Source organism: Halopseudomonas pelagia, from assembly GCF_009497895.1.
Lineage (GTDB): Bacteria > Pseudomonadota > Gammaproteobacteria > Pseudomonadales > Pseudomonadaceae > Halopseudomonas > Halopseudomonas pelagia_A.
In genome coordinates, this window is sequence record NZ_CP033116.1 from 655,155 (window position 1) to 681,362 (window position 26,208).

Consider the following 26,208-nt stretch of genomic DNA (forward strand, 5'->3'; position numbering starts at 1 on the left):
CTCAGATCGGAAAGCTGAGCCGCGCTTCGGTACCGCCGCCACTGCGGTTGAGCAGCTGCACTGTCGCCCCATGGGTTTCGGCGATGCGCTTGACGATCGCCAGACCCAGACCGGTGCCCGTAGTGGTTCTGGCCCGGTCGCCACGGGTAAAGGGCACGAACAGTGATTCACATTCGGTCGGATCGATCCCCGGCCCGCGGTCCAGCACCGCTACCACCAGATAGGGTTGAGCTGCGGCCCGCGTGACATAGGTGCAGACCTCGATCCCGCTACCGCCATGATGCAGTGCATTGTCGATCAGATTGCTCATCACCCGTTTGATCGACAGGCGTCTGAGCTTTACCTTGGGCACCGGCTCCAGGCACAGGCGGACTTTTTCCTCGCCGGTATTCAGCGGTGCGACCACCTCCATGATGATGTCGTTGATGTCCTCCGGCTCAACCGCCTCAGTACTGCCATCGCGCATAAATGCCATGAACTGGTCGAGAATGGCGTCCATATCCTCAATATCGCGAATCATGCCCTCGGTCAGATCCGGCTCGGCGCTGGACAGCAGTTCGGTGGATAGACGCATGCGCGTCAGCGGCGTTCGCAGATCGTGGGAGACGCCGGCCAACAGCATCGAGCGATCGCGGTTGGCTTGTTCGACGTCCTGGGCCATCTGGTTAAAGGCCCGATACACCTCAGCGATTTCCGCCGGACAGTTGGTGTCGAGCAGACGCACACTTTGCCCTCTACCGATACGTCTGGCTGCTTGTTCTAGCTTTTTCAGGGGCTTGTTCAACTGGCGGACGAATATCCACGCGGCGGCAGTAGACAGAATGCCGATCAACACAAACCACAGCACCACCATCCAGATCCGCTGCCCACGTAGCGGGTGCGCATAGAGTGGTACTTTCAGCCAGTTGTCCTGATAAGCCGGCTGGTGCACCCAGATTGACGGCTCACCCTGAATGCGCACGCGGACCTCGGTGCGATCCCCAAGCTCGGCGCGTAATTGATTGGTGAATATGCCGGTGTACGGCCAGTGCACTTCGCCGGGCGGTACCTGGTAGTGCGGGACCAGCATCATGCCGGTCATTTTTTCGATGTCGGCCCGGGTTTCCGGGCCCGCGGCCCAATAAGAGCCGATCAACATGGCAGTCCCGTGGCTGTACTGGCGGTCGACCAGCAGATCCTCGTTGCTCATCAGGTAGAACATGGTGAGCAATTTGGAGAACAAGGTGACCAGCAGAACCAGCAGGATGGTGCGGGCAAAGAAGCTGCGTGGCAGCAACGGATGCCAGCCAGGGCCGCCCTTCACGAATGCTTACCATCCGGCACAAATACGTAGCCGACACCCCATACCGTCTGAATATACCGGGGTTTGGAGGGATCGGGCTCGAGCATGCGGCGCAGGCGGGAGATCTGTACGTCGATCGAGCGCTCCAGCGCATCCCATTCGCGTCCGCGCGCCAGTTGCATCAGCTTGTCGCGCGTTAGCGGTTCGCGCGGGTGCTGCACCAGGGCCTTGAGTACCGCGAACTCACCGGTAGTAAGCATGTGCACTTCTTCGCCACGGCGCAGTTCACGGGTAGCCAGGCTGAGTACAAACTCGCCAAAGGTCACTTCTTCATCTTCGCCACCGGGTGCCCCGGGTACTTGTGGCGCCTGACGGCGCAGCACCGCTTTGATCCGTGCTACCAGTTCGCGGGGATTGAAGGGCTTGGGCAAATAGTCATCAGCGCCCTGTTCCAGACCAAGAATCCGGCTGGCTTCATCGCCCTTGGCGGTGAGCATGATGATCGGGGTAGTGTTCTCCTGATCACGCAGGCGCTTGCAGGCAGTCAAGCCATCTTCACCGGGTAACATCAGGTCGAGCACGATCAGGGAATACAGTTCGCGGGCCAGCAGACGGTCCATCTGCTCGGTGTTTTCCACCGCGCGTACCCGGTAACCCTGCTCGGTCAAAAAGCGCTCGAGCAGTCTGCGCAATCGAACGTCGTCATCAACAATCAGGATCTTTTCGCCTTCGCTGGTCATGCGCTTTCTCACCTTGTTCAAGTTGTAAGCATTGTGGCTGAAGCGGCCTGTTTGGGTGTTCAGGCATTGTTACAAGAGGTTTCTTTTGTACAAGTTTCGCGGCGCTTTGGCCAGAATTCTTCCACCCTCGGTGCTGTCACCCCATATCGGGTTTCGTCGGTTATACTGCCGGGCCTGCCAACTTTGATCTGGATACTTCAGCATGGAATCTATTGCCTCGCGCATCGCCAATGAACTGGCGGTTCGCCCGGAACAGGTCGACGCCACTGTCAGACTGCTTGATGAAGGCGCCAGCGTGCCGTTTATTGCCCGTTACCGTAAAGAGGTTACCGGTAGTCTGGACGATACCCAACTGCGCTATCTCGAAGAGCGCTTGCGCTACCTCCGGGAAATGGAGGACCGACGCCAGGCGATTCTCAACAGCATCGCTGATCAGGGCAAGCTGACGGCCGAGCTGGAGCGCGACATCTGCGGGGCTGAAACCAAGACCCGACTGGAAGATCTGTATCTACCGTACAAGACCAAGCGCCGGACCAAGGGCCAGATTGCTATCGAAGCCGGCCTGGAGCCGTTGGCCGATCTGCTGTTTGGCGACCCGACACTGGATCCCGAGCAGACCGCCGCCGGTTATGTGGATGCCGACAAGGGCGTTGCCGATACCAAGGCGGCTCTGGATGGCGCCAAATATATTCTGATGGAGCGTTTCAGCGAGCAGGCCAGCCTGCTGGAAACGCTGCGCCGTGCGCTGCGGGAAGACGGCCGCGTGGTCTCCAAGCTGGTGCCTGGCAAAGAGCAGGACGGCGCCAAGTTTCGCGATTACTTCGATTATTCTGAAGCACTGAGCAAGGTCCCCTCGCACCGCGCGCTGGCGATTCTGCGTGGCCGCAACGAAGGCATGCTGAGTATCGCCCTGGAATTGGGTGACAGCGATGTGCCTGCCGGTACGCCGCACCCGTGCGAGGGCATGATTGCCCAGGCGTTTGCGATAAAGGACCAGGGCCGCGCAGCGGACAAATGGCTAGCCGAAGTGGTGCGCTGGACCTGGCGGGTAAAGTTGCTGGGCCACCTGGAAACCGAGCTGCTGGGTGATCTGCGTGAAGGCGCAGAAGACGAAGCGATTCGGGTATTCGCCAGCAACCTGAAAGATCTGTTGCTATCGGCGCCCGCCGGACCAAGGGTCACGCTGGGGCTGGATCCGGGTTTGCGTACCGGGGTCAAAGTGGTGGTGGTGGATGCGACCGGCAAGTTGGTCGATCACACGACGATTTTCCCGCATGCGCCGCGTAATCAGTGGAACGAGTCGCTGGCGGTGCTGGCGGCGTTGAGCAAGAAGCACAGCGTTACCCTGGTCGCGATTGGCAATGGTACGGCTTCGCGGGAAAGCGACAAGCTGGCTGGTGAGTTACTGAAACTCTGCCCGCAGTTGCCGATGCAGAAGATCATGGTGTCCGAGGCGGGCGCCTCGGTGTACTCGGCATCGGAACTGGCCGCCAAGGAATTTCCCGAGCTGGATGTGACCTTCCGCGGCGCGGTGTCCATTGCTCGGCGTCTGCAGGATCCGCTGGCCGAGCTGGTGAAGATCGATCCCAAGTCCATTGGCGTAGGCCAGTACCAGCACGACGTGTCACAGGTGAAGCTGGCACGCAGTCTGGATGCGGTGGTGGAAGATTGCGTGAACGCGGTGGGCGTGGATCTGAACACCGCCTCCGCGCCCTTGTTGACCCGCGTCTCGGGGCTGAATCCGAGCATCGCACAGAACATCGTCGACTATCGCGATCAGCATGGAGCCTTTGCCAGCCGCCGTGAGCTGCTCAAGGTCAGCCGTCTGGGTGACAAGACCTTTGAACAGGCCGCAGGTTTCCTCCGGGTAATGAACGGCAGCAATCCGCTGGACGCCTCGGCGGTGCATCCCGAGGCCTATCCGCTGGTCGAGCGCATTGCCAGTCAGACTGGTCGTGATATCCGGAGTCTGGTCGGCGACTCGACGTTTCTGCGTCAATTGGAACCATCGCAATATACCGACGAGCACTTTGGTATCCCGACCATCACCGATATCCTCAAGGAGCTGGACAAGCCCGGCCGGGATCCACGACCGGAGTTCAAGGCGGCGACCTTCCAGGAAGGGGTCGAGAGCATCCGCGATCTCAAACCGGGGATGCAGCTGGAGGGTGTGGTCAGCAACGTGGCCAACTTCGGTGCCTTCGTCGATATTGGCGTGCATCAGGATGGGCTGGTGCATATCTCCATGCTCTCGCAGCAGTTCGTCAAGGATCCGCGGGAAGTGGTCAAGGCCGGGGATATTGTCCGGGTCAAAGTCATGGAAGTGGATATTCCGCGGCAGCGCATCAGCCTGACCATGCGGCTGTCGGACGAGCCCGGCGCCGCCGGTGAAAAGGCTGGTCAGTCGTCTGGTCCGCAGGGTGAGCGCAATCGAAACCAGGGCAAGGGTCAGGGGCGCAATCAGGCTGGCGGGGCTGGTGCGCCAGCGTCGGCCGGTGGTACCTTTGCCAACCTGTTTGCCAATGCCAAAGACCTGAAGAAGCGCTGACCATGAGCCAACACCCGAATCTGCAAGAGATCGCGAGGAACCGCATGAGCCCATTCACCAAGATGCTGGGTGTGGAATTCAAGTCCATCGAGAAGGGCTTGTGCACCTTGTTGTTGCCCATCCGCGAGGAGCATTTCAACGGGACTGCGCGGGTTCATGGTGGGGTGATCTTCTCGCTGCTCGATTCGGCCATGGGCGCTGCCGCGTTCAGCGTTCTGGAGCCGCATGAATCCACTGCTACAGTAGAATGCAAGATCAACTACACGCGCGCGGTGATTGGCGGCGAACTGGAGTGCTTTGGCAAGGTCGTACATGCTGGTACCCGCACCGTGGTGGTGGACGGGGAGATCTGGCAGGACGGCGCATTGGTGGCCAAAGCGCTGGGTACCTTTGCGCGGATCTGATCCATACTTATTCAAGTTCACGCTGGTGCGCAGTTCGCGGCCAGCCTGACAGCTAGGAGTGGCAACCTTGTCACCAACGTTTAGCAATACCCTGGAACTGCTGGCTCAACCGACCTACCGCGAGCGGTTAAATGGTTGCCAGCATGGGATAGAGAAAGAAAGCCTGCGGACCACGCCAACGGGTGGCCTGGCAAGCACGCCGCACCCGCTGGCGTTGGGCTCGGCGCTGACGCATCCGACCATTACCACCGATTACTCCGAAGCGCTGATCGAACTGATTACGCCAGTGAGCACCAGCCTGGACACCCTGTTCGAGCATCTGGACGTCACTCACCGCTTCGTCTACAGCCAGCTGGACAATGAGTTGCTCTGGACCGAGTCCATGCCGTGCAAATTACCGGCGGTGGATGCCGACATTCCGATTGCCTGGTACGGCACCTCGAATATCGGCATGCTCAAGCATGTCTATCGTCGTGGCCTGGCTATCCGCTACGGCAAGGCCATGCAGTGTATTGCCGGTATTCACTACAACTTCTCCTTGCCGCCACAACTGTGGGCCGTATTGCAGGAGCAGGCCGGTGATGCGCGCTCGGCCCAGGACTATCAGTCCGAGCGCTATATGGATCTGATCCGTAACTTCCGCCGCTATGCCTGGCTGCTGATGTATCTGTTTGGTGCCTCGCCGGCGGTCTGCGCAACCTTTCTGCAAGGCCGCGATCACAAGCTGTTGCCGTTGGGTGAGAAAAGTCTGTACCTGCCCTATGCGACCAGTCTGAGAATGAGCGACCTGGGCTACAACAACAATGCCCAGTCCGGCCTCAACGTCTGTTACAACAGCCTGGACAGCTATATCACCAGCATGCAGGAAGCCATCAGCCTGCCCTATGCGCGCTACGACCAGTTGGGGACGCATGATGCCCAGGGTCAGTGGCAGCAACTGAATACCAACCTGCTGCAGATCGAGAACGAGTTCTACAGTCCGATCCGTCCCAAGCGTGTCACGCGCAGCGGCGAGAAGCCGGTCTACGCACTGGCGTCGCGCGGAGTGGAGTACATCGAAGTGCGGTGTATGGATATCGACCCCTTTGTGCCGTTGGGCATAGAGCCGACCAGCGCCCGCTTCCTCGACAGCTTCCTGCTCTACTGCGCGCTGCAGGACAGCCCGGCGCTGACCGAAGAGGCCTGCACCGAGACCGGTGACAACTTCGCGCTGGCGGTCAAACGCGGGCGCGAGCCTGGTTTGCAGTTGGCCGATGGCGGCCAGCCACGGGAGCTGAAGGAGTGGGGTCTGGCGTTGCTGGAAGACATCGCCAAGTGCGCGAGCCTGCTGGATAGCAGCCATCAAACCAGCGACTACAGTGCCAGCCTGGCACTGCAGCGGGCGAAGCTTGAAGACGCCGCGCTTACTCCTTCCGCGCGGGTTCTAGAGGCGCTGGCCGAGCACGACAACAGTTTTTTCCGCTTCGCTCTGGCACAGTCACAGGCACATGCTCGCGAATTTATCAGCCGGCCATTGGACGCTGAAACGCTGCGTGCGTGCAAAGCCCAGGCGGATAGCTCGCTGGCAGAGCAGGCGGCCATTGAAGCAGCGGATGAAGTGGATTTTGACAGTTTCGTCGAGGCCTATCTGAGTCAGCGCGCCTGATATCCAGGCGCGTTGGCTCGGGCAGTGCGGTTACTGTGTCACCAGATTGGTAAACAGCAGGTCGTCCACCAGCGGCTTGCCTTCCTCTTCCTCCAGTACCGCACGCACGGCCTCCAGGGCTTGCTGCTTGAGCTGCTCCTTGCCTTCCAGCGTCGCCAGCTCTTCAGGAGTCTGGCGCCCGAACAGCGATACCAGAGCATTGCGAATCAGTGGGTCATGATATTGGATGCGCTCCACCGCAGTCGGATCATTGGCGCGCAGCGCCACATCGACTTTCATATATTGAATGCGCGGACCGGGACCGATGGTGCCGACAAACGATGGCTTCATTTCCACATACTGCGGCCCTGCTGGTGCGGCCTCTTCATTGGCTTGGGCCGGCAACGCGACTACAGCGGATAACAGCAGCGCATACAAGGTGGTTCTCAATCGCATCAGCTTTGACTCCCTTAACGTTGGCGTCAGGATAGCCGAGCCGGCCCGCGTCGCCAAACTTTCCTGGTAAAGGTGAACGGTGCCCAGGTTCCCTGTCGCATTCTTATGGGTATCAATCAATTCAAGGCATGGTCATTGACCCGGCGGCCCTGCATGCGACTAGACTGTGTGAAAACCTGATAACCGCCCTGATAACAATGGAGTCGTCATGAAAGCCGTATTGTGCAAATCCTTTGGACCGCCGAGCAACCTGGTACTGGAAGAGGCCGCTGATCCGGTCGCCAAAGCCAATGAAGTGGTTCTCGACATTCACGCTGCCGGGGTCAACTTCCCTGACACCCTGATCATCGAAGGCAAATATCAGCTCAAGCCGCCATTTCCGTTTTCACCCGGTGGTGAAGCGGCGGGTGTGATTTCCAGTGTGGGCGAGAAGGTCAAACACCTGAAGCCGGGTGACCGGGTCATGGGCCTGACCGGCTTCGGCAGCTTTGCCGAGCAGATCGCCATTGACGCGATGCGCGTATTGCCGATGCCCAAGGATATGGACTTCGTCACCGCCGCTGGTTTCAGCATGACCTACGGCACCTCCATGCACGCGCTCAAGCAGCGCGCCAACATCCAGCCGGGCGAAACCCTGCTGGTCCTCGGTGCTTCCGGTGGCGTGGGTCTGGCCGCCGTGGAAATCGGCAAGGCCATGGGTGCTCGGGTCATCGCCGCTGCCTCCAGCGCCGAGAAGCTGGAAGTGGCTAAAGCTGCTGGCGCCGATGAGCTGATCAACTACAGCGAAGTGAGCCTCAAGGATGCGGTCAAGGAACTGACCAAGGGCCAGGGCGCGGATGTGATCTATGATCCGGTCGGTGGTGACCTTTTTGACCAGGCGGTGCGCTCAATCAACTGGAAGGGTCGTTTGCTGGTAGTAGGCTTTGCCAGCGGCCGCATCCCCGAGTTTCCGGCCAACCTGGCCCTGCTCAAGGGCTCGTCCATTGTCGGGGTGTTCTGGGGCTCGTTCGCGGCGCGTGAGCCGCAGGCCAACCTGGAAAACTTCCAGCAACTGTTCGCCTGGTTCAGCGAAGGCAAGCTCAAGCCGCTGGTGTCGCTGACCTACAAGCTAGATCAGTACGAAGACGCGCTTGAAGTGCTGAGCTCGCGCAAGGCCGTGGGCAAGGTCGTGGTTAAAGTCCGCGACTGATCTTGATCAAAGCCCGGCGCCGGCAAAACCTTGCTGGCGCCAGGCTTCGTAGATCAGCACGGCAGCACTGTTGGACAGGTTCAGACTGCGGCTGCCGGGCATCATTGGCACGCGCAGCACCTGGTCCTGCGGCAGAGCATCGCGTATCTCGGCAGGCAGCCCCCGGCTTTCCGGCCCGAACAGAAACAAATCCCCCGGCTTGAACGCCACCTCACTGAATCCGTGTTTACCTTTGGTGCTCAAGGCAAAAACCCGCTCGGGTTTGACTGCTGCCAGGCAGGCTTGCAGATTGGCGTAGGTCTTCACCGCAGCAAATTCGTGATAGTCCAGCCCCGCCCTGCGCAAGCGCTTGTCATCCAGCTCAAACCCCAACGGTTCGATCAGATGCAATTGGCAACCGGTGTTGGCACACAGACGAATGATGTTGCCGGTATTCGGCGGAATCTCAGGTTCGAGCAGGGCGATATGGAACATGGCGGGCGCTTCGGATGTGGCATAATGGTCGCGCAGTGTAGGCGCCCGCAGCGGCAAGCGGCAAGCTTGAAGCGGCAAGTTGCACTCGTGCAGGAAAGTAATGTTGTCGCAGAAGAAGTGTTTGACGGCCGCTACCCAAGCCCAAAACTGATTACGCTTCCAGCTTCCAGCTTCCAGCTTCCAGCTTCCAGCTGCTTTTCGATCGCCCATAAAAAAAGGCGACTCTGGCCTGCCTGAACCAGAGTCACCCCAAATACACCCACTATTACTAAAGCATCAAGCGTGCCAGTTTCGCATGGAGTGTCGCTTATTCGCTTTCGTCCTCGTCATTGCCGTCAATATTCATCCCCAGTTCCTTGATCTTGCGAGTCAGGGTATTGCGGCCCCAGCCCAGTAACTGCGCGGCATCCCGGCGTCTACCGGCGGTATGCTTGAGGGCGGTTTCGATCATGATCCGCTCGAATGCAGGTACCGCGATATCGAGCAGGTTGGACACGCCACGGGCCAGTTCCTGGTCGGCCCAAGTGCGCAAACTGTGCTCCCAATGCCCATCTGGCGCACTGTCCTGGTGCTGAGTGAGCATTTCCGGAGGCAGGTCTTCGATCAGCACTTCACGGCTTGAGGCCATGACGGTGATCCAGCGGCAGGTATTTTCCAGCTGCCGCACGTTACCCGGCCAGGGCAGGTTGCGCAGATAGTCCTGAGTCTGCGGCTTGAGGACCTTGGGTTCCACCGCAAGCTCCTGCGCGGCGCGCGCAAGGAAGTGCTGCGCCAGCGCGGGAATATCTTCACGGCGCTCGGCCAGCTTGGGAATGTGAATGCGGATTACATTGAGGCGGTGGAACAGATCCTCGCGGAAGCCGCCGGCCTGTACCAGGCCTTCCAGATTCTGGTGGGTGGCAGCGATGATGCGCACGTCTACCTTGATCGGCGTGTGCCCGCCGACTCGATAGAACTCGCCGTCGGCCAATACGCGCAACAGCCGGGTCTGGGTCTCGGCCGGCATGTCACCGATCTCATCCAGAAACAGCGTGCCGCCGTCGGCCTGTTCAAAGCGTCCGCGGCGCTGCACGGCGGCGCCGGTGAAGGCACCTTTTTCGTGGCCGAACAATTCGGATTCCATCAGATCCTTGGGGATCGCCGCCATGTTCAGCGCAATAAACGGATTGCGCGCACGCGGGCTGTGGCGATGCAGGGCATGGGCGACCAGCTCTTTGCCGGTGCCCGACTCGCCGTTGATCAGCACCGTGATGTTGGAGTGCGAGAGACGACCGATGGCGCGAAAGACTTCCTGCATGGCCGGGGCTTCGCCGATGATTTCCGGCGTGCGCGCCTGTGCAGGATCCGGCTCCTGGCCATCCTGCTCGCGGCTATGGGCCAACGCACGGCGCACCAACGCAACGGCTTCATCCACATCGAAAGGCTTGGGCAGGTATTCGAACGCGCCGCCCTGGTAGGACGCCACTGCGCTGTCCAGATCAGAGTGCGCGGTCATGATGATCACCGGCAGCTTGGGAAACTGCTCGCGAATACTCGCCAGCAGCTCCAGGCCGCTGGTCCCGGGCATGCGGATGTCGCTGATCAGGACGTCCGGGTGCTGACGCTGCAGCCGTGCCAGAGCGCTGTCGGCATTATCGAAGCTGACCGGCTCCATGCCCTCCTGCTGCAATGCCTTTTCCAACACCCAGCGGATGGATCGGTCATCATCAACAATCCAGACATTTTCAGCTCGGCTCATAGGGTTAGTCTCCCGGTATGGGTTCCAGTGGCAGGAACAGGGTAAACACGGTGCGGCCGGAGGTGCTCTCGCATTCAATCAGGCCCTGGTGCTGGCTGATGATATTTTGCGTGATGGAGAGCCCGAGCCCGGTGCCTTCGGCACGGCCGCTGACCATGGGATAAAAAATACTTTCGACGATCTCGGCGGGAATGCCGGGACCGTTGTCGATTACTTCCAACCGGCAAACCAGGCGATGACGTACCTGGCCGATGGTGAACTGGCGTAATGCGCGGGTGCGCAGGGTAATGCGGCCCTGGCGCAGTGCGCCGCTTTCGGCGATCGCCTGCATGGCGTTACGGACTATATTCAGTAGTGCCTGAATCAACTGTTCGCGGTCGGCCATGATGTCCGGGATGCTCGGATCGTAATCCCGGCGCAGGGTCAGTTCGCCCTGGGTTTCGGCTTCGATAAGGCTGAACACGCGTTCGGTGATTTCATGGATATTCAGCGGCTGCAGATTGGGTGGGCGATAGGGCCCAAGCATGCGGTCGACCAGATTACGCAGGCGATCTGCCTCTTCAATAATGACGTCGGTGTAGTCACGCAATGATGGCTCCGGTAGCTCACGGGCCAGTAGCTGCGCCGCGCCACGAATGCCGCCCAGCGGGTTCTTGATCTCGTGGGCCAGGCCGCGGACCAGGACCTTGGTGACTTCCTGTTTGGACAGCTGCGCTTCTTCTTTGGTAATGCGCAGTAGCCGATCGCGCGGGTGCAGCTCCATCAGTAGCCAACTGGTGTTCTGGTTGCCGATAGGGGTCACGGAATAATCCACCATCAAGGTCTGGCCGTTGGTCAGATTGAGCTGGGCTTCACGCTTGGTAAAAGGGTTGGCGCTGAGGATGGCTGCTTCCAGAGGTTGGATTGCCGCCTCGGAGTCATTGAACAGTTCACCAAAATGTTGCCGAGCGACACGTTGGCCGCTGACCGCGAGCAAAATCTCGGCTGCCGGATTGATGTAATTCACGCGCAGCTCAGCATCCAGCATGATGACGGCTGTGGTCAGGTTATCGAGAATCTGGCGTAAAAAGCGATCAGTCAGCATTACTACTCCCTCGGGTTGTGCAGACAAATGCAAGAAGCGAACCAATACAGGGCGTGGTCTCGATTGATGTGCGTCATATCACGCTTTCGACGACCAATGGCATGCGGCAGGTGACGTGGAAGGGGCTGCTGCGCGACTGCAAGGCCTGGCAGCAGGGTTTCCAACCTGCTTTTGCATCAGGTGGGTGCCTTGTCCGCCAGACTCAGATCAGCGCATGCCAAGCGCGCTCCTGCGCCGAGGCATAAAGGCAGTGCACGGAAAAAGCTGCTCGCTTTCCGAGTATGCACAAAAATGGTGCGCGGTGATACGCGGCTGTGCGGAGGGCTGCCCTGGCGAAGGTCAGTTGCTGCCCGAGCCGCCGCTGTTGCCGCCGCCCGGGTTGGGGTTGCCCGGGCGTGGTGCCTGGTTGCTGCCGGTGCGACCGGGTTGATTCACTGAAGTGCGTTGGATATGCACGGTAATGGCCGCGGTGCTCTGTACTACATTGCCCCGTGCGTCATACACCACTGCAGCCAGGGTATGGCTGCCCCGATCTATGTTGTTCAGATTCAAAGTCTGCGTGGCCTGGCCATTTCCCGCAACGGCTTCTTCGCGCAGTTCGCCATCCATCACTACGCGCATGAGATGCCCGCTGGACAGCGGTGGATCGGTATTCACAGTCACGCTCAGCGTGCCCTCGTTACTGCGAATGGCCTCATCATTCGCCGGGCTGGCGATCTGCAGATCGCGATAGCTGCGGCCCGAGCTCTGCTCATCGTCATTGCCATTACCGGAGGCGTTGTTGCCTTGCGACGCTTGCGGGTTGGAAGGCGGTTGCACGGTATTGGTGGGCTGCAATTCGATGGTCTTGGCATTGGGGTGCGGCCGGTCACTATAGATAGTGTTGCCATCGGCATCTTTCCAGGTATAGATCTGGGCCAGGGCCGAAACGCTCGCCAGGGTGAGCAGCGCGCCTAACGCCAGGGACAGGTAACTACGCGGCATGACGTGTAACTCCTTTATAGTCTGCGTTAAGACTTGCACTCAATTGGATATCTGGCAAGGTCTGACGCACGAGTAAAAAAAAGGGCGCCCGAATGGGCGCCCTTTCTGGTATTACACCGTCTGTATCAGACGCTGTAATACAGGTCATATTCCAGCGGGTGAACGAAGGTGCGAACCTTGAGTTCTTCGGCGGCTTTCAGTTCGATGTAGGCATCGATCAGCTCGTCGGTGAACACGCCACCTTTGGTCAGGTACTCGCGGTCGGCGTCCAGGGACTCCAACGCTTCTTTCAAGCTGCCGCAAACCTGAGGAATCTGGCTGGCCTCTTCGGGCGGCAGATCGTACAGGTTCTTGTCTGCAGCATCGCCAGGGTGAATCTTGTTCTGGACGCCGTCCAGGCCAGCCATCAACAGTGCGGCGAAGCACAGGTAGGGGTTGGCAGCCGGATCGGGGAAACGAGCCTCGATACGACGGGCTTTCGGGCTGGAAACGTAAGGAATACGGATAGAAGCGGAACGGTTACGCGCCGAGTAGGCGAGCATGACCGGCGCTTCGAAGCCGGGTACCAGACGCTTGTAGCTGTTGGTAGACGGGTTGGTAAACGCGTTCAGTGATTTGCCGTGCTTGATGATGCCGCCGATGAAGAACAGGGCGGTATCGGACAGGCCGGAATAGCCTTCGCCAGCAAAGGTGTTCTTGCCATCTTTGGAGATGGACATGTGCACGTGCATGCCGGAGCCGTTATCGCCATACAGAGGCTTGGGCATGAAGGTAGCTGTTTTGCCGAATGCATCAGCAACGTTGTGTACGCAGTACTTCAGCGTCTGCACTTCGTCCGCCTTGGCAACCAGGGTGTTGAACAGTACGCCAATTTCGTTCTGACCAGCAGTCGCCACTTCGTGGTGATGCACTTCGATGGTCAGGCCCATTTCTTCCATGGCATTACACATGGCAGTACGGATTTCGTGATCGTGATCGACTGGCGGCACGGGGAAGTAACCACCCTTGACGCCTGGACGGTGACCCTTGTTGCCGGTTTCGATGTCGCCATCAGTATTCCAGGAGGCCTGTTCGGAGAAGATCTTGAACATGGAACCGGAAATGTCGGACTTGAACTTCACTTCATCAAATACGAAGAACTCGGGCTCGGGACCGACGAACACGGTGTCACCAATGCCAGTGGACTTCAGATACTCTTCGGCACGCTTGGCGATACCGCGCGGGTCGCGCTCGTAGCCCTGCATGGTGGAAGGCTCAATGATGTCGCACACCAGAATCAGCGTAGGTTCTTCGGTGAAGGGGTCGATTACAGCAGTGCTGTCATCGGGCATCAGGATCATGTCGGAAGCTTCAATGCCTTTCCAGCCGGCAATCGAGGAGCCGTCAAACATTTTGCCTTCTTCAAAGAAGTCATCTTTGACATCACGAGCCGGCATGGTGACGTGCTGCTGCTTGCCTTTGGTATCGGTGAAGCGCAGGTCAACCCACTTCACGTCAAATTCTTTGATCAATTGAATCGCTTTCGACATGGTTTCCTCCAGAAGGAATCATTTGCCGGGCATCTGGCCCGGCGCTTCTAAATTCGAGCGGTATATACCCGCACAACCGCTTGCATTACCGCTTGCATTACAAGTGAGCAAAAGATGTGCCATTTCGGAGCATTCGCTGTAAACCGCGCTGTAACGGGATTACAGCGAGTGAGCTGAATCGGTGCAATCTTTAAGCGCACCAAAATGGTGCCTTTATATAATCAGGCGCCTTATTTTGGTGCTCTCTGGCCAGCGTATTTCCTGGCCGACATATAATGCGCTTATATGCTGTACCTTACATCACTCAGGCGTTTGTTTTCGGCAAATTACCCTCGCAAATAGCGGATTATCGGCTGATGCGTACAAAAAACATACACTGTCACCTCTGGGTCTGTATAATGCCCACCTCTTTTTTCAGTTAGCTCGACCGCGGTCGGGCAATCCAGGATGTCCATAGTGATCGAGAAACTCCGCAACATTGCCATTATTGCCCACGTTGACCACGGTAAAACGACTCTGGTTGATAAGCTTCTGCGCCAATCTGGCACCCTCGAGCGGAATGAGCTCGACACCGAACGCCTGATGGACTCCAACGATCAGGAAAAAGAGCGCGGCATTACCATTCTTGCCAAGAACACCGCTATCAACTGGAACGATCACCACATCAACATCGTGGACACCCCCGGTCACGCCGATTTCGGCGGCGAAGTAGAGCGCGTGATGTCGATGGTTGATTCCGTACTGCTGCTGGTAGATGCGCAGGACGGCCCCATGCCGCAGACTCGCTTCGTGACTCAGAAGGCCTTCCAGGCTGGTTTGCGTCCGATCGTTGTGGTCAACAAGGTTGACCGCCCAGGCGCGCGTCCAGATTGGGTTGTGGATCAGATGTTCGACCTGTTCGACAACCTGGGCGCCACTGAAGAGCAACTCGATTTCCCGATCGTTTTCGCTTCGGCCATCAATGGCGTTGCCGGCCTCGAGCATGACAATCTGGCTGACGATCTGACCCCGCTGTTCCAGGCTATTGTCGATAACGTCCCGGCACCTCAGGTTGACCGCGAAGGCCCGTTCCAGATGCAGATCTCCGCTCTGGACTACAACAGCTTCCTGGGTGTGATCGGCGTGGGCCGTATCGCCCGTGGCCGCGTCAAGCCGAATACGCCGGTGGTTGCTATCGATGTCGATGGCAAGCGTCGTAACGGCCGTATCCTCAAACTGATGGGTCACCACGGTCTGCACCGCATTGACGTGGACGAAGCTGCCGCTGGCGACATCGTCTGCATCAGCGGGTTTGACGAGCTGTTCATCTCCGACACGCTGTGTGATCCGCAGAATGTTGAAGCGATGACGCCGCTGTCGGTTGACGAGCCCACCGTAAGCATGACCTTCCAGGTTAATGATTCGCCGTTCTGCGGCCGGGAAGGCAAGTTCGTCACCAGCCGTAACATCAAGGAGCGTCTGGACAAGGAGCTGCTGTACAACGTGGCTCTGCGTGTGGAAGAAGGCGACAGCGCTGACAAGTTCAAGGTATCCGGTCGTGGTGAGCTGCACCTGTCGGTACTGATCGAAACCATGCGTCGTGAAGGTTTTGAAATGGCCGTAGGCCGTCCTGAAGTCATCATCCGTGTGATCGACGGCGAGAAGCAGGAGCCTTTCGAGAACGTCACTATCGACCTGGAAGAGCAGCACCAGGGCGCAATGATGGAACAGATGGGCCTGCGCAAGGGTGATCTGACCAACATGGTTCCGGATGGCAAGGGTCGCGTACGCCTGGAGTACACCATTCCGGCTCGCGGTCTGATCGGCTTCCGTAACCAGTTCCTGACCATGACGTCCGGTGCCGGTATCATGACCAGCATCTTCAGCCACTATGGCCCGTTGAAGTCAGGCGAAATGAGCGGTCGTCAGAATGGCGTACTGGTCTCTGTTGCTACCGGCAAGGCGCTGACCTATTCGCTGGAAACCCTGCAGGCTCGTGGCAAGCTGTTCCTGGGCCATGGCGATGAAGTGTACGAGGGCATGTTGGTGGGTATCAACAGCCGTGACAACGACATGGGCGTTAACCCTACCAAGGGTAAGAAGCTGGATAACATGCGTGCCTCCGGTAAAGATGAAACCATCGCACTGGTACCGCCAATACGCTTCACCCTGGAGCAGGCGCTGGAGTTTATCGAAGACGACGAACTGGCCGAAATCACGCCCAAGTCGATCCGTCTGCGCAAGAAGTTGCTCGCCGAAAACGAGCGCAAGCGCGCTGGCAAGAGCTAAGCTTCAGTTAGCTGACCAAACCCGCCAGGGGTGACTCTGGCGGGTTTTTTATTGCGTGGGAGGTAGACTGGGCTCAATGCATCGAGCTATGGCACACGGCACCAAAGCCGATAGGAACGCTATAGTGCTTACCCGTTCTTCACCCTTTAGCGAGAAGAGACAGGATGAAATTTCAGACCCTGGCGATGGCGCTGTTGCTGAGCGGTAGTGTAGTGGCAGCAGCGACGCCGAGCCTTGCGCAGGCAATTGAGCAAGACCCTCACGCGCATGCAGATCAGCAGGTTGCGGCCTGGGCTGAGCTGCGGAGCGCCCCGCGGATTGAGCTGGGACCACGCCCGCTCTGGCTGGCAGATGGCCTGGAGGAGGGCCCACTGAAGCGGTCGCTGCAAGCCTGCGACACCTCAAATATCCAGCCTTCGACGTTCTCCATTGGGCACCGCGGCGCGCCATTGCAGTTTCCAGAGCATACTCTGGAGTCCTATGTTGCCGCGGCGCGCATGGGTGCAGGGGTTATTGAGTGTGATGTGGCCTTTACCCGGGATCGCCAATTGGTTTGCCGGCATGCCCAGGATGACCTGCACACCACGACCAACATCGTCGCCGTGCCAGCGCTGAATGCCAAGTGCACCCAGCCCTTTGTTCCAGCCGATCCAGACAGCGGGCGTCCAGCCCAGGCCGAATGCCGCACCAGCGACATCACGCTGGCCGAGTTCAAAACGCTGCAAGGCAAAATGGATGCCTTTGATCCAACGGCCACCACGCCGCAGGCCTACCTCGGCGGCACCGCCGATTGGCGCACCGACCTGTACGCCGCGCGCGGCACTGTGCTGAGCCATCGCGAAAGCATTGCCCTGTTCAAACAGCTTGGGGTCAAGTTCGTCCCGGAACTGAAGACGCCGGTGGTGAGTATGCCGTTCGAGGGCGAGTACACCCAGGAGGACTATGCCCGGCAAATGATTCAGGATTATATCGATGCCGGTGTGGAACCCGCCGATGTGATGCCGCAGTCGTTTCGATTGAGGGATGTGCTGTTCTGGATTGATCAGTTTCCGGCGTTCGGTCGTCAGGCCGTCTATCTTGATGATCGCGCGCTCACCGATGAGAGCGCCTCGCTGGATTACATGACGGACCTGAAAGCCCAGGGCGTTGCGATACTGGCCCCGGCCTTGTGGAAACTGCTCAGTCTGGATGATCAGCAGCGTATCGTCCCCTCTGAGTACGCGCGAAATGCCAGACGTGCCGGGCTCGATCTGATTGCCTGGTCGGTTGAGCGCAGCGGTCCTCTAGCGCAGGGCGGTGGCTGGTACTACCAAAGCGTCCAGGAGGCGATCAGCCGGGACAGTGATGTGCTGACCGTGATTGATGTGCTGGCGCAACAGGTGGGGGTGAAGGCGATCTTCGCCGACTGGCCAGCCACTACAAGCTTCTATGCACACTGCATGAATATGAACCAACCCGACTTAAGGTTGCAGACTGATGATTGATGAGATTAATCGATTCTGGTTTGAAGAGATCAAACCGGCTCAGTGGTGGAAGGTGAATCTGGGGTTTGATCGGCAGATCGCCGAGCGTTTTGCTGCCGTGCATCGGCAGGGCGAACGCGGGGAGCTGGAAAGCTGGCGGGCAACGCCCGAGGGGCGCCTCGCTGAGATCCTGGTGCTGGATCAGTTCTCCCGGAATATCTGGCGCGACACGCCACGTGCCTTCGCCAGCGATGGCATGGCACTGGTGCTGGCGCAGGAAGCGGTGCGGCAGGGCGCTGATCAGGAGTTGCCGGTCGAGCGGCGGCGGTTCGTGTACATGCCGTTCATGCACAGTGAGTCGCTGCCGATCCACGAGATGGCAGTCCAGCTTTTTTCTGCCGAGGGGCTGGAAGACAATCTGAAATTTGAGTGGAAGCACAGGGAGATACTTGAGCGTTTTGGGCGTTATCCGCATCGCAACGCGGTCTTGGGCAGGCCTTCAAGCCTGGCGGAATTGGCCTTTCTCAAACAGCCGGGTTCGAGTTTTTGAGCGGCGTCTATTTCCGCGAGCTATGCTGAGCGACAGGCGTTCCGATGCTGGGAGTCCACAATGTTTACCTATATCAGCCTGGGTACCAACGATCTGGAGCGTGCGGTGCGTTTCTATGATGCAACGCTGGCACCACTCGGGCTGCAGCGCTGTGACCCGCAGGATGAGGATGGCTGGGAAGATATTGCTGGTTGGGGCACCTACGAGGAAGACGGACGTCGGGAATTGGCGTTGTGGCTAGGCAAGCCGTTCAATGGCCAGCCTGCCACCTTCGGCAACGGCAACATGGTCGCACTCAAGGCCGATAGTTGGGAGGCCGTGCGTGCGTTCCACGCCGCAGCACTGGCAGCAGGCGGCACCAGTGAAGGTGAGCCGGGGTTGCGGCCACAGTACAACGCGGACTTTTTCGCGGCTTATGTGCGGGACCCGGACGGTAATAAGCTGGCCGCCGTGTGCCGTGGATTCACCAGCGAACAGGACGCTTGAGTATCAGGCCTGCCTGTCCGCCAGCATTGCCGTGGCCACGGCTTCGGCGATCTTGATCCCGTCTACGCCCGCGGAAAGAATCCCGCCAGCGTAGCCTGCACCTTCGCCCGCAGGATACAAGCCACGGGTATTGAGACTCTGCAGCGAGATATTATCGCGCTTGATTCGCACTGGGGAGGAGGTACGGGTTTCGATGCCGGTGAGCACCGCATCCTGGCGGTCAAAGCCGCGAATCTGTTTGCCAAAGGCCGGCAGCGCTTCACGTATGGCCTCAATGGCGTAGGCGGGCAGGGCGGCGGCCAGGTCGCCGAGCAGTACGCCAGGCTGGTACGAAGGCTGTACCTCACCAAGGCTGCTGGAAGCTTTGGCGCGAATAAAATCACCGACCAGTTGGCCGGGCGCGCAATAGTCGCTGCCGCCCAGTTCAAAGGCGCGGGACTCAAGCTGCTCCTGCAGTTCCACCCCGGCCAACGGTCCACCGGGGAAGTCCTGCTCAGGGTGGATGCCAACTACGATGCCGGCGTTGGCATTGCGCTCATTGCGCGAGTACTGGCTCATGCCGTTGGTAACCACGCGCCCTGGCTCTGACGTCGCCGCTACGACCATACCGCCTGGGCACATGCAGAAACTGTAGACCGCACGCCCGTTGCTGGCGTGGTGCACCAGCTTATAGTCCGCAGCGCCAAGTTGCGGGTGGCCGGCGTATTTACCCAGCCGTGCGGTGTCGATCAGCGATTGCGGATGCTCGATACGAAAGCCGATGGCAAAGGGTTTGGCTTCGACATAAACGCCGCGCTCATGCAGCTTGCGGAAGGTGTCGCGCGCGCTGTGTCCCAACGCCAGCACCACATAACGACTGCGCAGTTCTTCGCCATCGGCCAGTTGCACGCCTTCAATGCGTCCGTCGTTGATCAGGAAATCGGTTACGCGGCTATCAAACCGAACCTCGCCGCCCAGCGCCTTGATCTCCTCGCGCATGCTCGAAACTACACCGGTGAGACGGAAGGTGCCGATATGCGGCTTGCTGACGAACATGATTTCCTCAGGCGCGCCAGCGCGGACGAACTCATGCATGACCTTGCGGCCATAGAATTTCGGATCCTTGATCTGACTGTAGAGCTTGCCGTCGGAAAACAATCCGGCCCCGCCTTCACCGAACTGCACGTTGGACTCGGGCGAGAGTACCTTGTTGCGCCATAGCGCCCAGGTGTCCTTGGTGCGGCTGCGCACATCCCTGCCACGCTCCAGCACAATCGGCTTGAAACCCATCTGCGCGAGCGTCAATGCGGCAAACAGCCCGCAGGGTCCAAAGCCGATCACCAGCGGCCGTTCGTTCAGGTCGGTGGGCGCCTGGGCCACTGGGTAGTAAACGGTATCCGGAGCCGGGCGGATATTGTGATCCTTGGCAAAGCGCTTGAGCACCGGAGCTTCGTTGCTCAGCTCGACGTCGAGAATGTAGACGAAGGTGATCTCGCTGTTCTTCTTGCGCGCGTCATAACTGCGCTTGAACACCGTGAAGCCCAGCAGTTCGATATCGGCTATTTTCAAGCGCGCAACAATGGCCGGACGTAATGCCTCGACTGGGTGATCGAGCGGCAGTTGCAGTTCATTGATGCGAATCATGCGAGTGTCCTGGCCGGTGACTCCGGCAGAGGTGGAATACAAAAGAATAGCGGGGCAGGTTTCGGGCGGCCGCAGGCGCAGTAGTTTACCTTCGGCGCACTACGCTGTCATGCGCACGCGGGGGTAGTGCGAAAGTAAGCGTTGAATAGTTATTGCTGCACTGGCCCATGCATTGTAAGTATGCTTGATCAAAAGCTGGCTGTTGCTCGCTTTCGATTGGGCGAGACAGGGGAACGCTGACCCACCCGCAAAGTCCTAGTTCACACTATTCAACCATTTTCGTTTGCTTGTGGAGCAATGCCATGACGTTATTCCCAGTCCCTTCTGCGCCTGCTCCAATCCGCTGGGGAATCGCTGCTACCGTGCTGGGCGCTTTGCTCCTGTTGGTGGGTTGTTCCGACGCGCCTCAGGAAGTCAACGCGGAGGTTGACGCCCAGCCACCGCCTGAAGCGCAAACGTCAGGGGTGGATGCCGATGACGATCGTATGGTGTTGCGTGGTCAGTTGGTATATCGATCCCGGGTCGCATTGGCGCCTAACAGCCAGGCGTTGATCGAATTGCGCGACGTGTCCGACTCGGCGTCACCGGATGAGGCGATGATTGCCGAGCAGCGGTTCAGTCTGAATGGCCGCCAGGTACCGCTTGAATTTGCCTTGGAGCTCAGCGCCAGCGATCTATCTGCGGATGGCGATTACCAGCTCAGGGCGGCGTTAACGGAAGCCGAACGTACTACCTGGATTTCCGAACCGATCAGCGTCAGCCCGCAAGCGGGCATACGCGAACTTGGCCAAGTGACGTTGATGCCTTACCGTGCTGCCGCGTTCAGCAGCGTGTTGCAATGCGGGCGCCTGCAAGTGAGTGCCGGCTATGAAGGCGACACGCTGGTACTGGATGCGAACGGCGAAAAGCACATATTGCTCCCGGTAGAGGCAGCGTCAGGTGCGCGCTATGAAGCCGAAGGCGACCCCGATACACGGTTCTGGAGTAAAGGAAACACAGCGGATCTAATTATCGATGCGGTGCGCTATCCGCTCTGCGTACCGCCTGGGGAGATCATCGAGCCCTTCGTTGCCAGAGGCAATGAGCCTTTCTGGCGTGTCGACCTGGAGGCTGGTGCGCTACGCCTGACGCGGCTTGAGGAGGAGTTGATCGAGGCTGCCGAATATACCCAGGCAGTGGAGTCCACCAGTAGCCGCTTGGTAAGTGCAGTAGCCGGCGATTCGCAGGTCGAGATGCAAGTGAACGAAGCGTTATGCACTGACAGCATGAGCGGCATGCTCTACCCGCAGACAGTTGAACTCAGCTATGACGATCACAATTACGCCGGCTGTGGCGGTGACCCTCTGCGGCTGATTCAGGGGGTGGAATGGGTGGTCGAAGACATTAACGAAGCGGGTATTATTGATCGCTCGCATGTGACGGTGAATTTCGGTCCCGATGGGCTGCTCTATGGTCAGGCGTCCTGCAACAATTACCGTGGCGAATACGCGCTGTCGGGCGAAGGACTGACCCTCTCCACGGCGGCTACCACCCGCAAGGCCTGCGCACCGGCATTGATGCAGCAGGAGCAACGAGTGTTGGCCGCGCTCGCTTCGTTACAGCGCTTTGATTTCACTGAAGATGGCGCCCTGATACTCTACGCAGGTGCCGGGCAACGCCTGACCGCCCGTGCGCCCTGATAAGCGCCTGTGCGTATAACCATAATGAAAAGGATGTATCCATGCTGGCTTTGGTGATTGGTTTGTTGCTGTTTCTCGGGGTGCACTCCACCCGCCTGTTCGCCGCACAGTGGCGGGCCAAGCAGATCAGCAAAAGGGGAGTGCTGCCGTACAAGGGTGCCTACGCCATTGCTTCGCTCGTCGGCCTGTTGCTGATCATCTGGGGTTACGGTCAGGCGCGCCTGGATCCTACCTGGCTATGGGTATCCCCGGTATGGACCCGGCATCTGGCGGCATTGTTGACGGTGCCTGCCTTCATCCTGCTCGCCGCGACCTATATTCCTGGCACCCACATCAAGGCTCGCGTGGGCCATCCGATGTTGCTCGGGGTCAAATTCTGGGCCATTGCCCACTTGCTGGCCAACGGCACCTTGGCGGATTTGCTGTTGTTCGGCAGCTTCCTGGCCTGGGCTGTGGCGCTGTATGTGGTCTCGCGTCGCCGCGACCGGATGGCGGGCGTGACCTATCCAAAAGGCCGGGCGGCTATGGATGGAGCGGCAGTGGTCGTGGGCCTGGTCGCTTGGGTGGTCTTCGCCATGTGGCTGCATGGCGCGCTGATCGGCGTTAAACCCTTCGGCGGCTGAATCCTTCCTTGGCGTAATAGCGATATCACCGGGTGGCTTATTCCCAAGTCAACCGGTGCAACTGCCATTCGCCATCTTCTTCCAACCAGTTCAGCTTGACCGAGTAGACCCGGGCACTATCTGGAATAAAGCGCTCGGCACCACTCAAGCTGACCTGCGCCTGCGTGACGGCCTGCCCGTCGTAGACCGGGTCAATTGCGGTTTCCTGATTGATTACCAGCACGTTGACCCGCTGGTTCTGCAGAAACATCAGTGCCATCGTACGTCGCGCCCAGTCGCGATCCAGCTCGCCCCTGGCCTGAAAGTCGCTGTGCAGTACGTCCATTACCCGGTCGGTGGAACGCGCCTCCAGGCCGTCCTGAAGTTCGTCAAGCTTGAGATTCAGGCGCTCGTCGGCGCTTTGCGACCCGCAGCCCGCAGTCATCAGTGCGATAGTGCCAACAGCCAGCCAACACAAGAGAATGCGACGCACGGGTAGCATAGACAGAGTGCCCTTCGGTCAGTAATGTTGTGCCTATCAGATAGCAGTCGGTTCCGGCTGCCCATCAGGCCAGGAGCGGTCATCATGCAGCTGTTGTACCCGGAGATCAAACCCTTCGCTCGCCATGAATTGGCCGTGGAAAAGCCTCACGTATTGTATGTGGATGAAAGCGGTCAAGCCGATGGTTTGCCAGTGGTGTTCATTCACGGGGGACCGGGTGCGGGCTGTGACGGTCTGAGCCGGCGCTTCTTCGACCCTTCGGTCTATCGCATCATCACCTTCGACCAGCGCGGCTCTGGCCGCTCCACACCGCATGCCAGCCTGGAAAACAACACCACGCAGCATCTGGTGGAGGATCTGGAGGTACTGCGCAAGCATCTGGGGATAGAACAGTGGGTGTTGTTTGGCGGCTCCTGGGGTTCGACGCTGGCGTTGGCCTATGCGCAGACTCATCCGGACCGAGTAATGGGCATGATTCTGCGCGGCATTTTTCTTTGCCGTGACCAGGATATCCGCTGGTTCTACCAGGAAGGCGCCAGCCATGTATTTCCTGATTACTGGGAAGATTACCTGGCCCTGATTCCTGAAGATGAGCGGCATGACATGGTCGGCGCCTATTACAAACGGCTGACCGGTGACGATGAAATCTGCCGCATGCACGCGGCCAAGGCCTGGTCGATCTGGGAAGGCCGGTGCGCTACATTGCGACCCAGCCCGCAGGTAGTGGACCGCTTCAGCGATGCCCGACGGGCCTATGCGATTGCGCGGATTGAATGCCATTACTTCGTCAATCACGCGTTTCTCGAAGCTGATCAGTTGCTCGACAACATGGAGTCCATCGCCCATATCCCCGGCATCATTGTGCACGGCCGGTACGATATGGTCTGCCCGCTGGATAATGCCCACAGCCTGCATCAGAAGTGGCCCGGCAGTGAGCTGAAAATTATTCGCGACGCGGGGCACGCGGCTTCGGAAACCGGTATCGCTGACGCCTTGGTACGGGCTACCGAAACCCTGTCGCGACAGCTGCTCAACCTGCCGCCGCTGGTGGAATAGGCGAGTAATGCAGCGATGAAAGCGCTGTTACAGCGGGTCACCCAGGCGCGGGTTGAAGTCGGCGGCGAGGTGGTGGGTAGTATCGATCAGGGCCTGCTGGTGCTGGTCGGTATCGAACCGCAGGATGACCGAGCCACCGCTGACAAACTACTCCAGCGCTTGCTCAAGTATCGGGTATTCAATGATGTCGATGGGCGGATGAATTGCTCGGTACAGGAGGTGCAGGGCGGTTTGTTGCTGGTATCGCAGTTCACTCTGGCGGCCGATACACGCAAAGGCTTGCGTCCCGGCTTCTCAACCGCAGCAGCACCCGCTGCCGCGGAGCAACTCTTCGCTTATCTGCTGGCGCAGGCAAAGGAAATCCACGCCCCCACGGCGAGCGGCCGTTTTGGCGCGGATATGCAGGTGCATCTGATCAACGATGGGCCAGTGACCTTTCTGCTTGAGGTTTAGCCCTGTTGAGTGGTGTTAGCGAGTTAACGCCGCTTCGACAAATTCCAGCCGGTCCTGACCAAAGAACATCTCGTCGTTAACAAAGAAGGTCGGCGCGCCAAATACGCCACGGTCCACTGCTTCTGTGGTAGTGACCTTGAGTTGCTCCTTGACCTGCGGATCGCTGATGCGTTGCAGTACGGCAGTGGGGTCGAAGCCAGCTTTGGCCAGCACCTTGCCGACCACTTCCGGCTGGTTCATATCCTGCTCATCCACCCAGATCGCGGTAAATATCGCTTTCAGATAGCGGTCGAAGTCGTCGGTGCCGAGAAACGCTGTTGCGCCTCGCATCAACTGTAGCGTGTTGATCGGAAAATACGGGTTGTGGTTGAGCGTGACGCCGTAGCGCTGTGCATAGCGCTGGAAATCCTTGCGGGTATAGTTGCCCTTGGCTTGCACCGTCGCTGGTGAACTATTACCGGTGGCCTGGAAAACGCCCCCCAGCAACATCGGCCGCCAGATAATCTCAGCACCGGTACGACTGGCCAATTCCGGCAGTTGCGTCCAGGCGAGATAGGTCGCAGGGCTACCAAAGTCAAAGAAGAATTCGAGTTTCTTGTTCATTATGCCGTCCTTAATGCCAGATTATTCGGGTGCTCAAAAGGTTTCCATCCAGGGCCGCAGGTCCAACTCATGGGTCCAGCTGTCGCGTGGCTGGCAATGCAGCTGCCAATATTGTTCGGCGATATGCTCAGGATTGAGAATGCCATCCAGATCCTTCAGCGCATAGCGTTCGGGAAAGGTATCGCGGATAAAGGCGGTATCGATCGCACCGTCAATAATGGGATGCGCGACGTGAATGCCCTGGGGGCCGAGCTCGCGCGCCATGCTTTGCGCCAGTGCGCGCAGGGCAAATTTGGCCCCGGCGAACGCGCTGAAGCCCACGCCACCGCGTAAGGACGCGGTCGCACCGGTGAAGATGATGGTGCCCTTTTGCCGCGGCAACATCGCCTTGGCCGCTTCGCGTCCGGTCAGAAAACCGGACAGCGCCGCCATTTCCCATACCTTGCGGTAGACGCGCTCAGTGGTTTCAGTGATCGAAAAACGTACGTTAGCGCCAATATTGAATACCACTACTTCAATCGGGCCAATATCCCGTTCTATGTGCTCGAACAGCTCGACCATCTGTTCTTCCACCCGGGCGTCACAGCCAAAGGGATGTGCGGTGCCACCTGCGGCCCGGATCTCATCCACCAGCACGGACAGTTGATCGGCGTTTCGGCGGGTTACACATAGACTAAAGCCTTCACGGGCGAAGCGTTTGGCAATGGCACCGCCGGTGGCATCGCCAGCGCCGATCACCACTGCAACAGGGGGTGTGGACATAGTCAGTCCTCTTGGAAAGTTATTGGTGGTTAGTTGGTTCTTTTTTGGAACTAATAGATAATCAGTTCCTTTTTAGAACTTGTCAAGTTAGGCTTGCCCCATCGACTAC

The 26,208-nt window shown here is 58.9% G+C and carries 24 protein-coding genes; 12 read left to right on the forward strand and 12 right to left on the reverse strand.

What is annotated here, in order from left to right; genetic code table 11:
• Position 1: 1 nt before the first annotated feature.
• Both EAO82_RS03050 and ompR read right to left on the reverse strand, forming a co-directional pair.
• Positions 2 to 1,303, reverse strand: coding sequence for an ATP-binding protein (locus tag EAO82_RS03050; protein ID WP_231703271.1), 1,302 nt, complete (start codon positions 1,301 to 1,303; stop codon positions 2 to 4).
• Entirely contained in the window at positions 1,300 to 2,022 is a 723-nt protein-coding gene (gene ompR, locus EAO82_RS03055) for a two-component system response regulator OmpR (protein WP_096346604.1), read from the reverse strand. The genes EAO82_RS03050 and ompR overlap by 4 nt, the downstream gene beginning before the upstream one ends.
• Before the next feature lie 202 nt (positions 2,023 to 2,224).
• Between ompR and EAO82_RS03060 the strand changes: the two genes are divergently transcribed.
• The 3 genes from EAO82_RS03060 (at position 2,225) to gshA (ending at position 6,619) form a co-directional block, all read left to right on the forward strand.
• On the forward strand, positions 2,225 to 4,570 hold the full coding sequence (locus EAO82_RS03060; protein ID WP_096346605.1) for a Tex family protein: 2,346 nt from the start codon (positions 2,225 to 2,227) through the stop codon (positions 4,568 to 4,570).
• Positions 4,571 to 4,614: 44 nt separating this feature from the next.
• Positions 4,615 to 4,974: a PaaI family thioesterase gene (locus EAO82_RS03065; RefSeq protein ID WP_174958687.1), complete on the forward strand. Its 360-nt coding sequence runs from the start codon at positions 4,615 to 4,617 to the stop codon at positions 4,972 to 4,974.
• Between the two features lie 67 nt (positions 4,975 to 5,041).
• Complete coding sequence (gene gshA / locus EAO82_RS03070) at positions 5,042 to 6,619, forward strand: glutamate--cysteine ligase (RefSeq protein WP_096346607.1); 1,578 nt, start codon at positions 5,042 to 5,044, stop codon at positions 6,617 to 6,619.
• A gap of 30 nt (positions 6,620 to 6,649) precedes the next feature.
• Here the strand turns inward: gshA and EAO82_RS03075 are convergent, their stop codons facing one another.
• Positions 6,650 to 7,054: a flagellar basal body-associated FliL family protein gene (locus EAO82_RS03075; protein WP_096346608.1), complete on the reverse strand. Its 405-nt coding sequence runs from the start codon at positions 7,052 to 7,054 to the stop codon at positions 6,650 to 6,652.
• 208 nt (positions 7,055 to 7,262) lie between these two features.
• Here EAO82_RS03075 and EAO82_RS03080 point away from each other — a divergent pair, with 208 nt between their 5' ends.
• On the forward strand, positions 7,263 to 8,243 hold the full coding sequence (locus EAO82_RS03080) for an NADPH:quinone oxidoreductase family protein (RefSeq protein ID WP_096346609.1): 981 nt from the start codon (positions 7,263 to 7,265) through the stop codon (positions 8,241 to 8,243).
• A gap of 6 nt (positions 8,244 to 8,249) precedes the next feature.
• Here the strand turns inward: EAO82_RS03080 and trmL are convergent, their stop codons facing one another.
• The 5 genes from trmL to glnA all read right to left on the reverse strand — a co-directional run bounded on the left by trmL (position 8,250) and on the right by glnA (position 14,052).
• A complete protein-coding gene (gene trmL / locus EAO82_RS03085; protein ID WP_096346664.1) occupies positions 8,250 to 8,717 on the reverse strand; it encodes a tRNA (uridine(34)/cytosine(34)/5-carboxymethylaminomethyluridine(34)-2'-O)-methyltransferase TrmL in 468 nt (155 codons plus the stop codon).
• A 307-nt stretch (positions 8,718 to 9,024) separates the two neighbouring features.
• Positions 9,025 to 10,455, reverse strand: a complete 1,431-nt coding sequence (gene ntrC / locus EAO82_RS03090) for a nitrogen regulation protein NR(I) (RefSeq protein ID WP_096346610.1) — start codon at positions 10,453 to 10,455, stop codon at positions 9,025 to 9,027.
• A 4-nt stretch (positions 10,456 to 10,459) separates the two neighbouring features.
• Positions 10,460 to 11,539 (reverse strand): nitrogen regulation protein NR(II), encoded by a 1,080-nt coding sequence (gene glnL / locus EAO82_RS03095; RefSeq protein ID WP_096346611.1) that lies wholly within the window; start codon positions 11,537 to 11,539, stop codon positions 10,460 to 10,462.
• Between the two features lie 339 nt (positions 11,540 to 11,878).
• Entirely contained in the window at positions 11,879 to 12,523 is a 645-nt protein-coding gene (locus tag EAO82_RS03100; RefSeq protein WP_096346612.1) for a DUF4124 domain-containing protein, read from the reverse strand.
• 125 nt (positions 12,524 to 12,648) lie between these two features.
• Positions 12,649 to 14,052: a glutamate--ammonia ligase gene (glnA, locus tag EAO82_RS03105; RefSeq protein WP_096346613.1), complete on the reverse strand. Its 1,404-nt coding sequence runs from the start codon at positions 14,050 to 14,052 to the stop codon at positions 12,649 to 12,651.
• Positions 14,053 to 14,508: 456 nt separating this feature from the next.
• On the opposite strand from glnA, the gene typA reads away from it, so the two are divergent.
• From typA to EAO82_RS03125, 4 genes are all read left to right on the forward strand, one after another.
• On the forward strand, positions 14,509 to 16,320 hold the full coding sequence (typA, locus tag EAO82_RS03110) for a translational GTPase TypA (protein WP_096346614.1): 1,812 nt from the start codon (positions 14,509 to 14,511) through the stop codon (positions 16,318 to 16,320).
• A 164-nt stretch (positions 16,321 to 16,484) separates the two neighbouring features.
• Positions 16,485 to 17,804: a glycerophosphodiester phosphodiesterase family protein gene (locus tag EAO82_RS03115; protein WP_096346615.1), complete on the forward strand. Its 1,320-nt coding sequence runs from the start codon at positions 16,485 to 16,487 to the stop codon at positions 17,802 to 17,804.
• Positions 17,797 to 18,333, forward strand: coding sequence for a DUF924 family protein (locus EAO82_RS03120; protein WP_096346616.1), 537 nt, complete (start codon positions 17,797 to 17,799; stop codon positions 18,331 to 18,333). The genes EAO82_RS03115 and EAO82_RS03120 overlap by 8 nt, the downstream gene beginning before the upstream one ends.
• A 60-nt stretch (positions 18,334 to 18,393) precedes the next feature.
• Positions 18,394 to 18,819, forward strand: a complete 426-nt coding sequence (locus tag EAO82_RS03125) for a VOC family protein (RefSeq protein ID WP_096346617.1) — start codon at positions 18,394 to 18,396, stop codon at positions 18,817 to 18,819.
• A gap of 3 nt (positions 18,820 to 18,822) precedes the next feature.
• Here the strand turns inward: EAO82_RS03125 and EAO82_RS03130 are convergent, their stop codons facing one another.
• Positions 18,823 to 20,442 carry an NAD(P)/FAD-dependent oxidoreductase gene (locus EAO82_RS03130; RefSeq protein WP_096346618.1) on the reverse strand — a complete coding sequence of 540 codons (1,620 nt, stop codon included), beginning with the start codon at positions 20,440 to 20,442 and terminating at the stop codon, positions 18,823 to 18,825.
• Positions 20,443 to 20,744: 302 nt separating this feature from the next.
• Here EAO82_RS03130 and EAO82_RS03135 point away from each other — a divergent pair, with 302 nt between their 5' ends.
• Entirely contained in the window at positions 20,745 to 22,121 is a 1,377-nt protein-coding gene (locus EAO82_RS03135) for an META domain-containing protein (RefSeq protein WP_096346619.1), read from the forward strand.
• A 41-nt stretch (positions 22,122 to 22,162) separates the two neighbouring features.
• Positions 22,163 to 22,744, forward strand: coding sequence for an NnrU family protein (locus EAO82_RS03140; RefSeq protein WP_096346620.1), 582 nt, complete (start codon positions 22,163 to 22,165; stop codon positions 22,742 to 22,744).
• 37 nt (positions 22,745 to 22,781) lie between these two features.
• Here EAO82_RS03140 and EAO82_RS03145 read toward each other — a convergent pair whose 3' ends face one another.
• The gene (locus EAO82_RS03145; RefSeq protein WP_231703272.1) at positions 22,782 to 23,225 is read right to left on the reverse strand and encodes a hypothetical protein; all 444 of its coding nucleotides are present in this window, start codon (positions 23,223 to 23,225) and stop codon (positions 22,782 to 22,784) included.
• An 84-nt stretch (positions 23,226 to 23,309) separates the two neighbouring features.
• On the opposite strand from EAO82_RS03145, the gene pip reads away from it, so the two are divergent.
• Together pip and dtd are read left to right on the forward strand one after the other, a co-directional pair.
• Positions 23,310 to 24,281, forward strand: coding sequence for a prolyl aminopeptidase (pip, locus tag EAO82_RS03150; protein ID WP_096346621.1), 972 nt, complete (start codon positions 23,310 to 23,312; stop codon positions 24,279 to 24,281).
• Positions 24,282 to 24,296: 15 nt separating this feature from the next.
• Positions 24,297 to 24,734: a D-aminoacyl-tRNA deacylase gene (dtd, locus tag EAO82_RS03155; protein WP_096346622.1), complete on the forward strand. Its 438-nt coding sequence runs from the start codon at positions 24,297 to 24,299 to the stop codon at positions 24,732 to 24,734.
• A 15-nt stretch (positions 24,735 to 24,749) separates the two neighbouring features.
• Here the strand turns inward: dtd and EAO82_RS03160 are convergent, their stop codons facing one another.
• Together EAO82_RS03160 and EAO82_RS03165 are read right to left on the reverse strand one after the other, a co-directional pair.
• A complete protein-coding gene (locus EAO82_RS03160; RefSeq protein ID WP_096346623.1) occupies positions 24,750 to 25,337 on the reverse strand; it encodes a 2-hydroxychromene-2-carboxylate isomerase in 588 nt (195 codons plus the stop codon).
• Between the two features lie 33 nt (positions 25,338 to 25,370).
• On the reverse strand, positions 25,371 to 26,099 hold the full coding sequence (locus EAO82_RS03165; protein ID WP_096346624.1) for an SDR family oxidoreductase: 729 nt from the start codon (positions 26,097 to 26,099) through the stop codon (positions 25,371 to 25,373).
• Between the last annotated feature and the right edge of the window lie 109 nt (positions 26,100 to 26,208).

Bases quoted from the DNA above. Each gene is read 5' to 3' on its own strand.
- ompR (WP_096346604.1), bottom strand. From the start codon at position 2,022: ATGACCAGCGAAGGCGAAAAGATCCTGATTGTTGATGACGACGTTCGA.
- EAO82_RS03060 (WP_096346605.1), top strand. From the start codon at position 2,225: ATGGAATCTATTGCCTCGCGCATCGCCAATGAACTGGCGGTTCGCCCG.
- EAO82_RS03065 (WP_174958687.1), top strand. From the start codon at position 4,615: ATGAGCCCATTCACCAAGATGCTGGGTGTGGAATTCAAGTCCATCGAG.
- EAO82_RS03075 (WP_096346608.1), bottom strand. From the start codon at position 7,054: ATGCGATTGAGAACCACCTTGTATGCGCTGCTGTTATCCGCTGTAGTC.
- EAO82_RS03080 (WP_096346609.1), top strand. From the start codon at position 7,263: ATGAAAGCCGTATTGTGCAAATCCTTTGGACCGCCGAGCAACCTGGTA.
- trmL (WP_096346664.1), bottom strand. From the start codon at position 8,717: ATGTTCCATATCGCCCTGCTCGAACCTGAGATTCCGCCGAATACCGGC.
- ntrC (WP_096346610.1), bottom strand. From the start codon at position 10,455: ATGAGCCGAGCTGAAAATGTCTGGATTGTTGATGATGACCGATCCATC.
- glnL (WP_096346611.1), bottom strand. From the start codon at position 11,539: ATGCTGACTGATCGCTTTTTACGCCAGATTCTCGATAACCTGACCACA.
- EAO82_RS03100 (WP_096346612.1), bottom strand. From the start codon at position 12,523: ATGCCGCGTAGTTACCTGTCCCTGGCGTTAGGCGCGCTGCTCACCCTG.
- glnA (WP_096346613.1), bottom strand. From the start codon at position 14,052: ATGTCGAAAGCGATTCAATTGATCAAAGAATTTGACGTGAAGTGGGTT.
- EAO82_RS03115 (WP_096346615.1), top strand. From the start codon at position 16,485: ATGAAATTTCAGACCCTGGCGATGGCGCTGTTGCTGAGCGGTAGTGTA.
- EAO82_RS03120 (WP_096346616.1), top strand. From the start codon at position 17,797: ATGATTGATGAGATTAATCGATTCTGGTTTGAAGAGATCAAACCGGCT.
- EAO82_RS03125 (WP_096346617.1), top strand. From the start codon at position 18,394: ATGTTTACCTATATCAGCCTGGGTACCAACGATCTGGAGCGTGCGGTG.
- EAO82_RS03130 (WP_096346618.1), bottom strand. From the start codon at position 20,442: ATGATTCGCATCAATGAACTGCAACTGCCGCTCGATCACCCAGTCGAG.
- EAO82_RS03135 (WP_096346619.1), top strand. From the start codon at position 20,745: ATGACGTTATTCCCAGTCCCTTCTGCGCCTGCTCCAATCCGCTGGGGA.
- EAO82_RS03140 (WP_096346620.1), top strand. From the start codon at position 22,163: ATGCTGGCTTTGGTGATTGGTTTGTTGCTGTTTCTCGGGGTGCACTCC.
- EAO82_RS03145 (WP_231703272.1), bottom strand. From the start codon at position 23,225: ATGCTACCCGTGCGTCGCATTCTCTTGTGTTGGCTGGCTGTTGGCACT.
- pip (WP_096346621.1), top strand. From the start codon at position 23,310: ATGCAGCTGTTGTACCCGGAGATCAAACCCTTCGCTCGCCATGAATTG.
- dtd (WP_096346622.1), top strand. From the start codon at position 24,297: ATGAAAGCGCTGTTACAGCGGGTCACCCAGGCGCGGGTTGAAGTCGGC.
- EAO82_RS03160 (WP_096346623.1), bottom strand. From the start codon at position 25,337: ATGAACAAGAAACTCGAATTCTTCTTTGACTTTGGTAGCCCTGCGACC.
- EAO82_RS03165 (WP_096346624.1), bottom strand. From the start codon at position 26,099: ATGTCCACACCCCCTGTTGCAGTGGTGATCGGCGCTGGCGATGCCACC.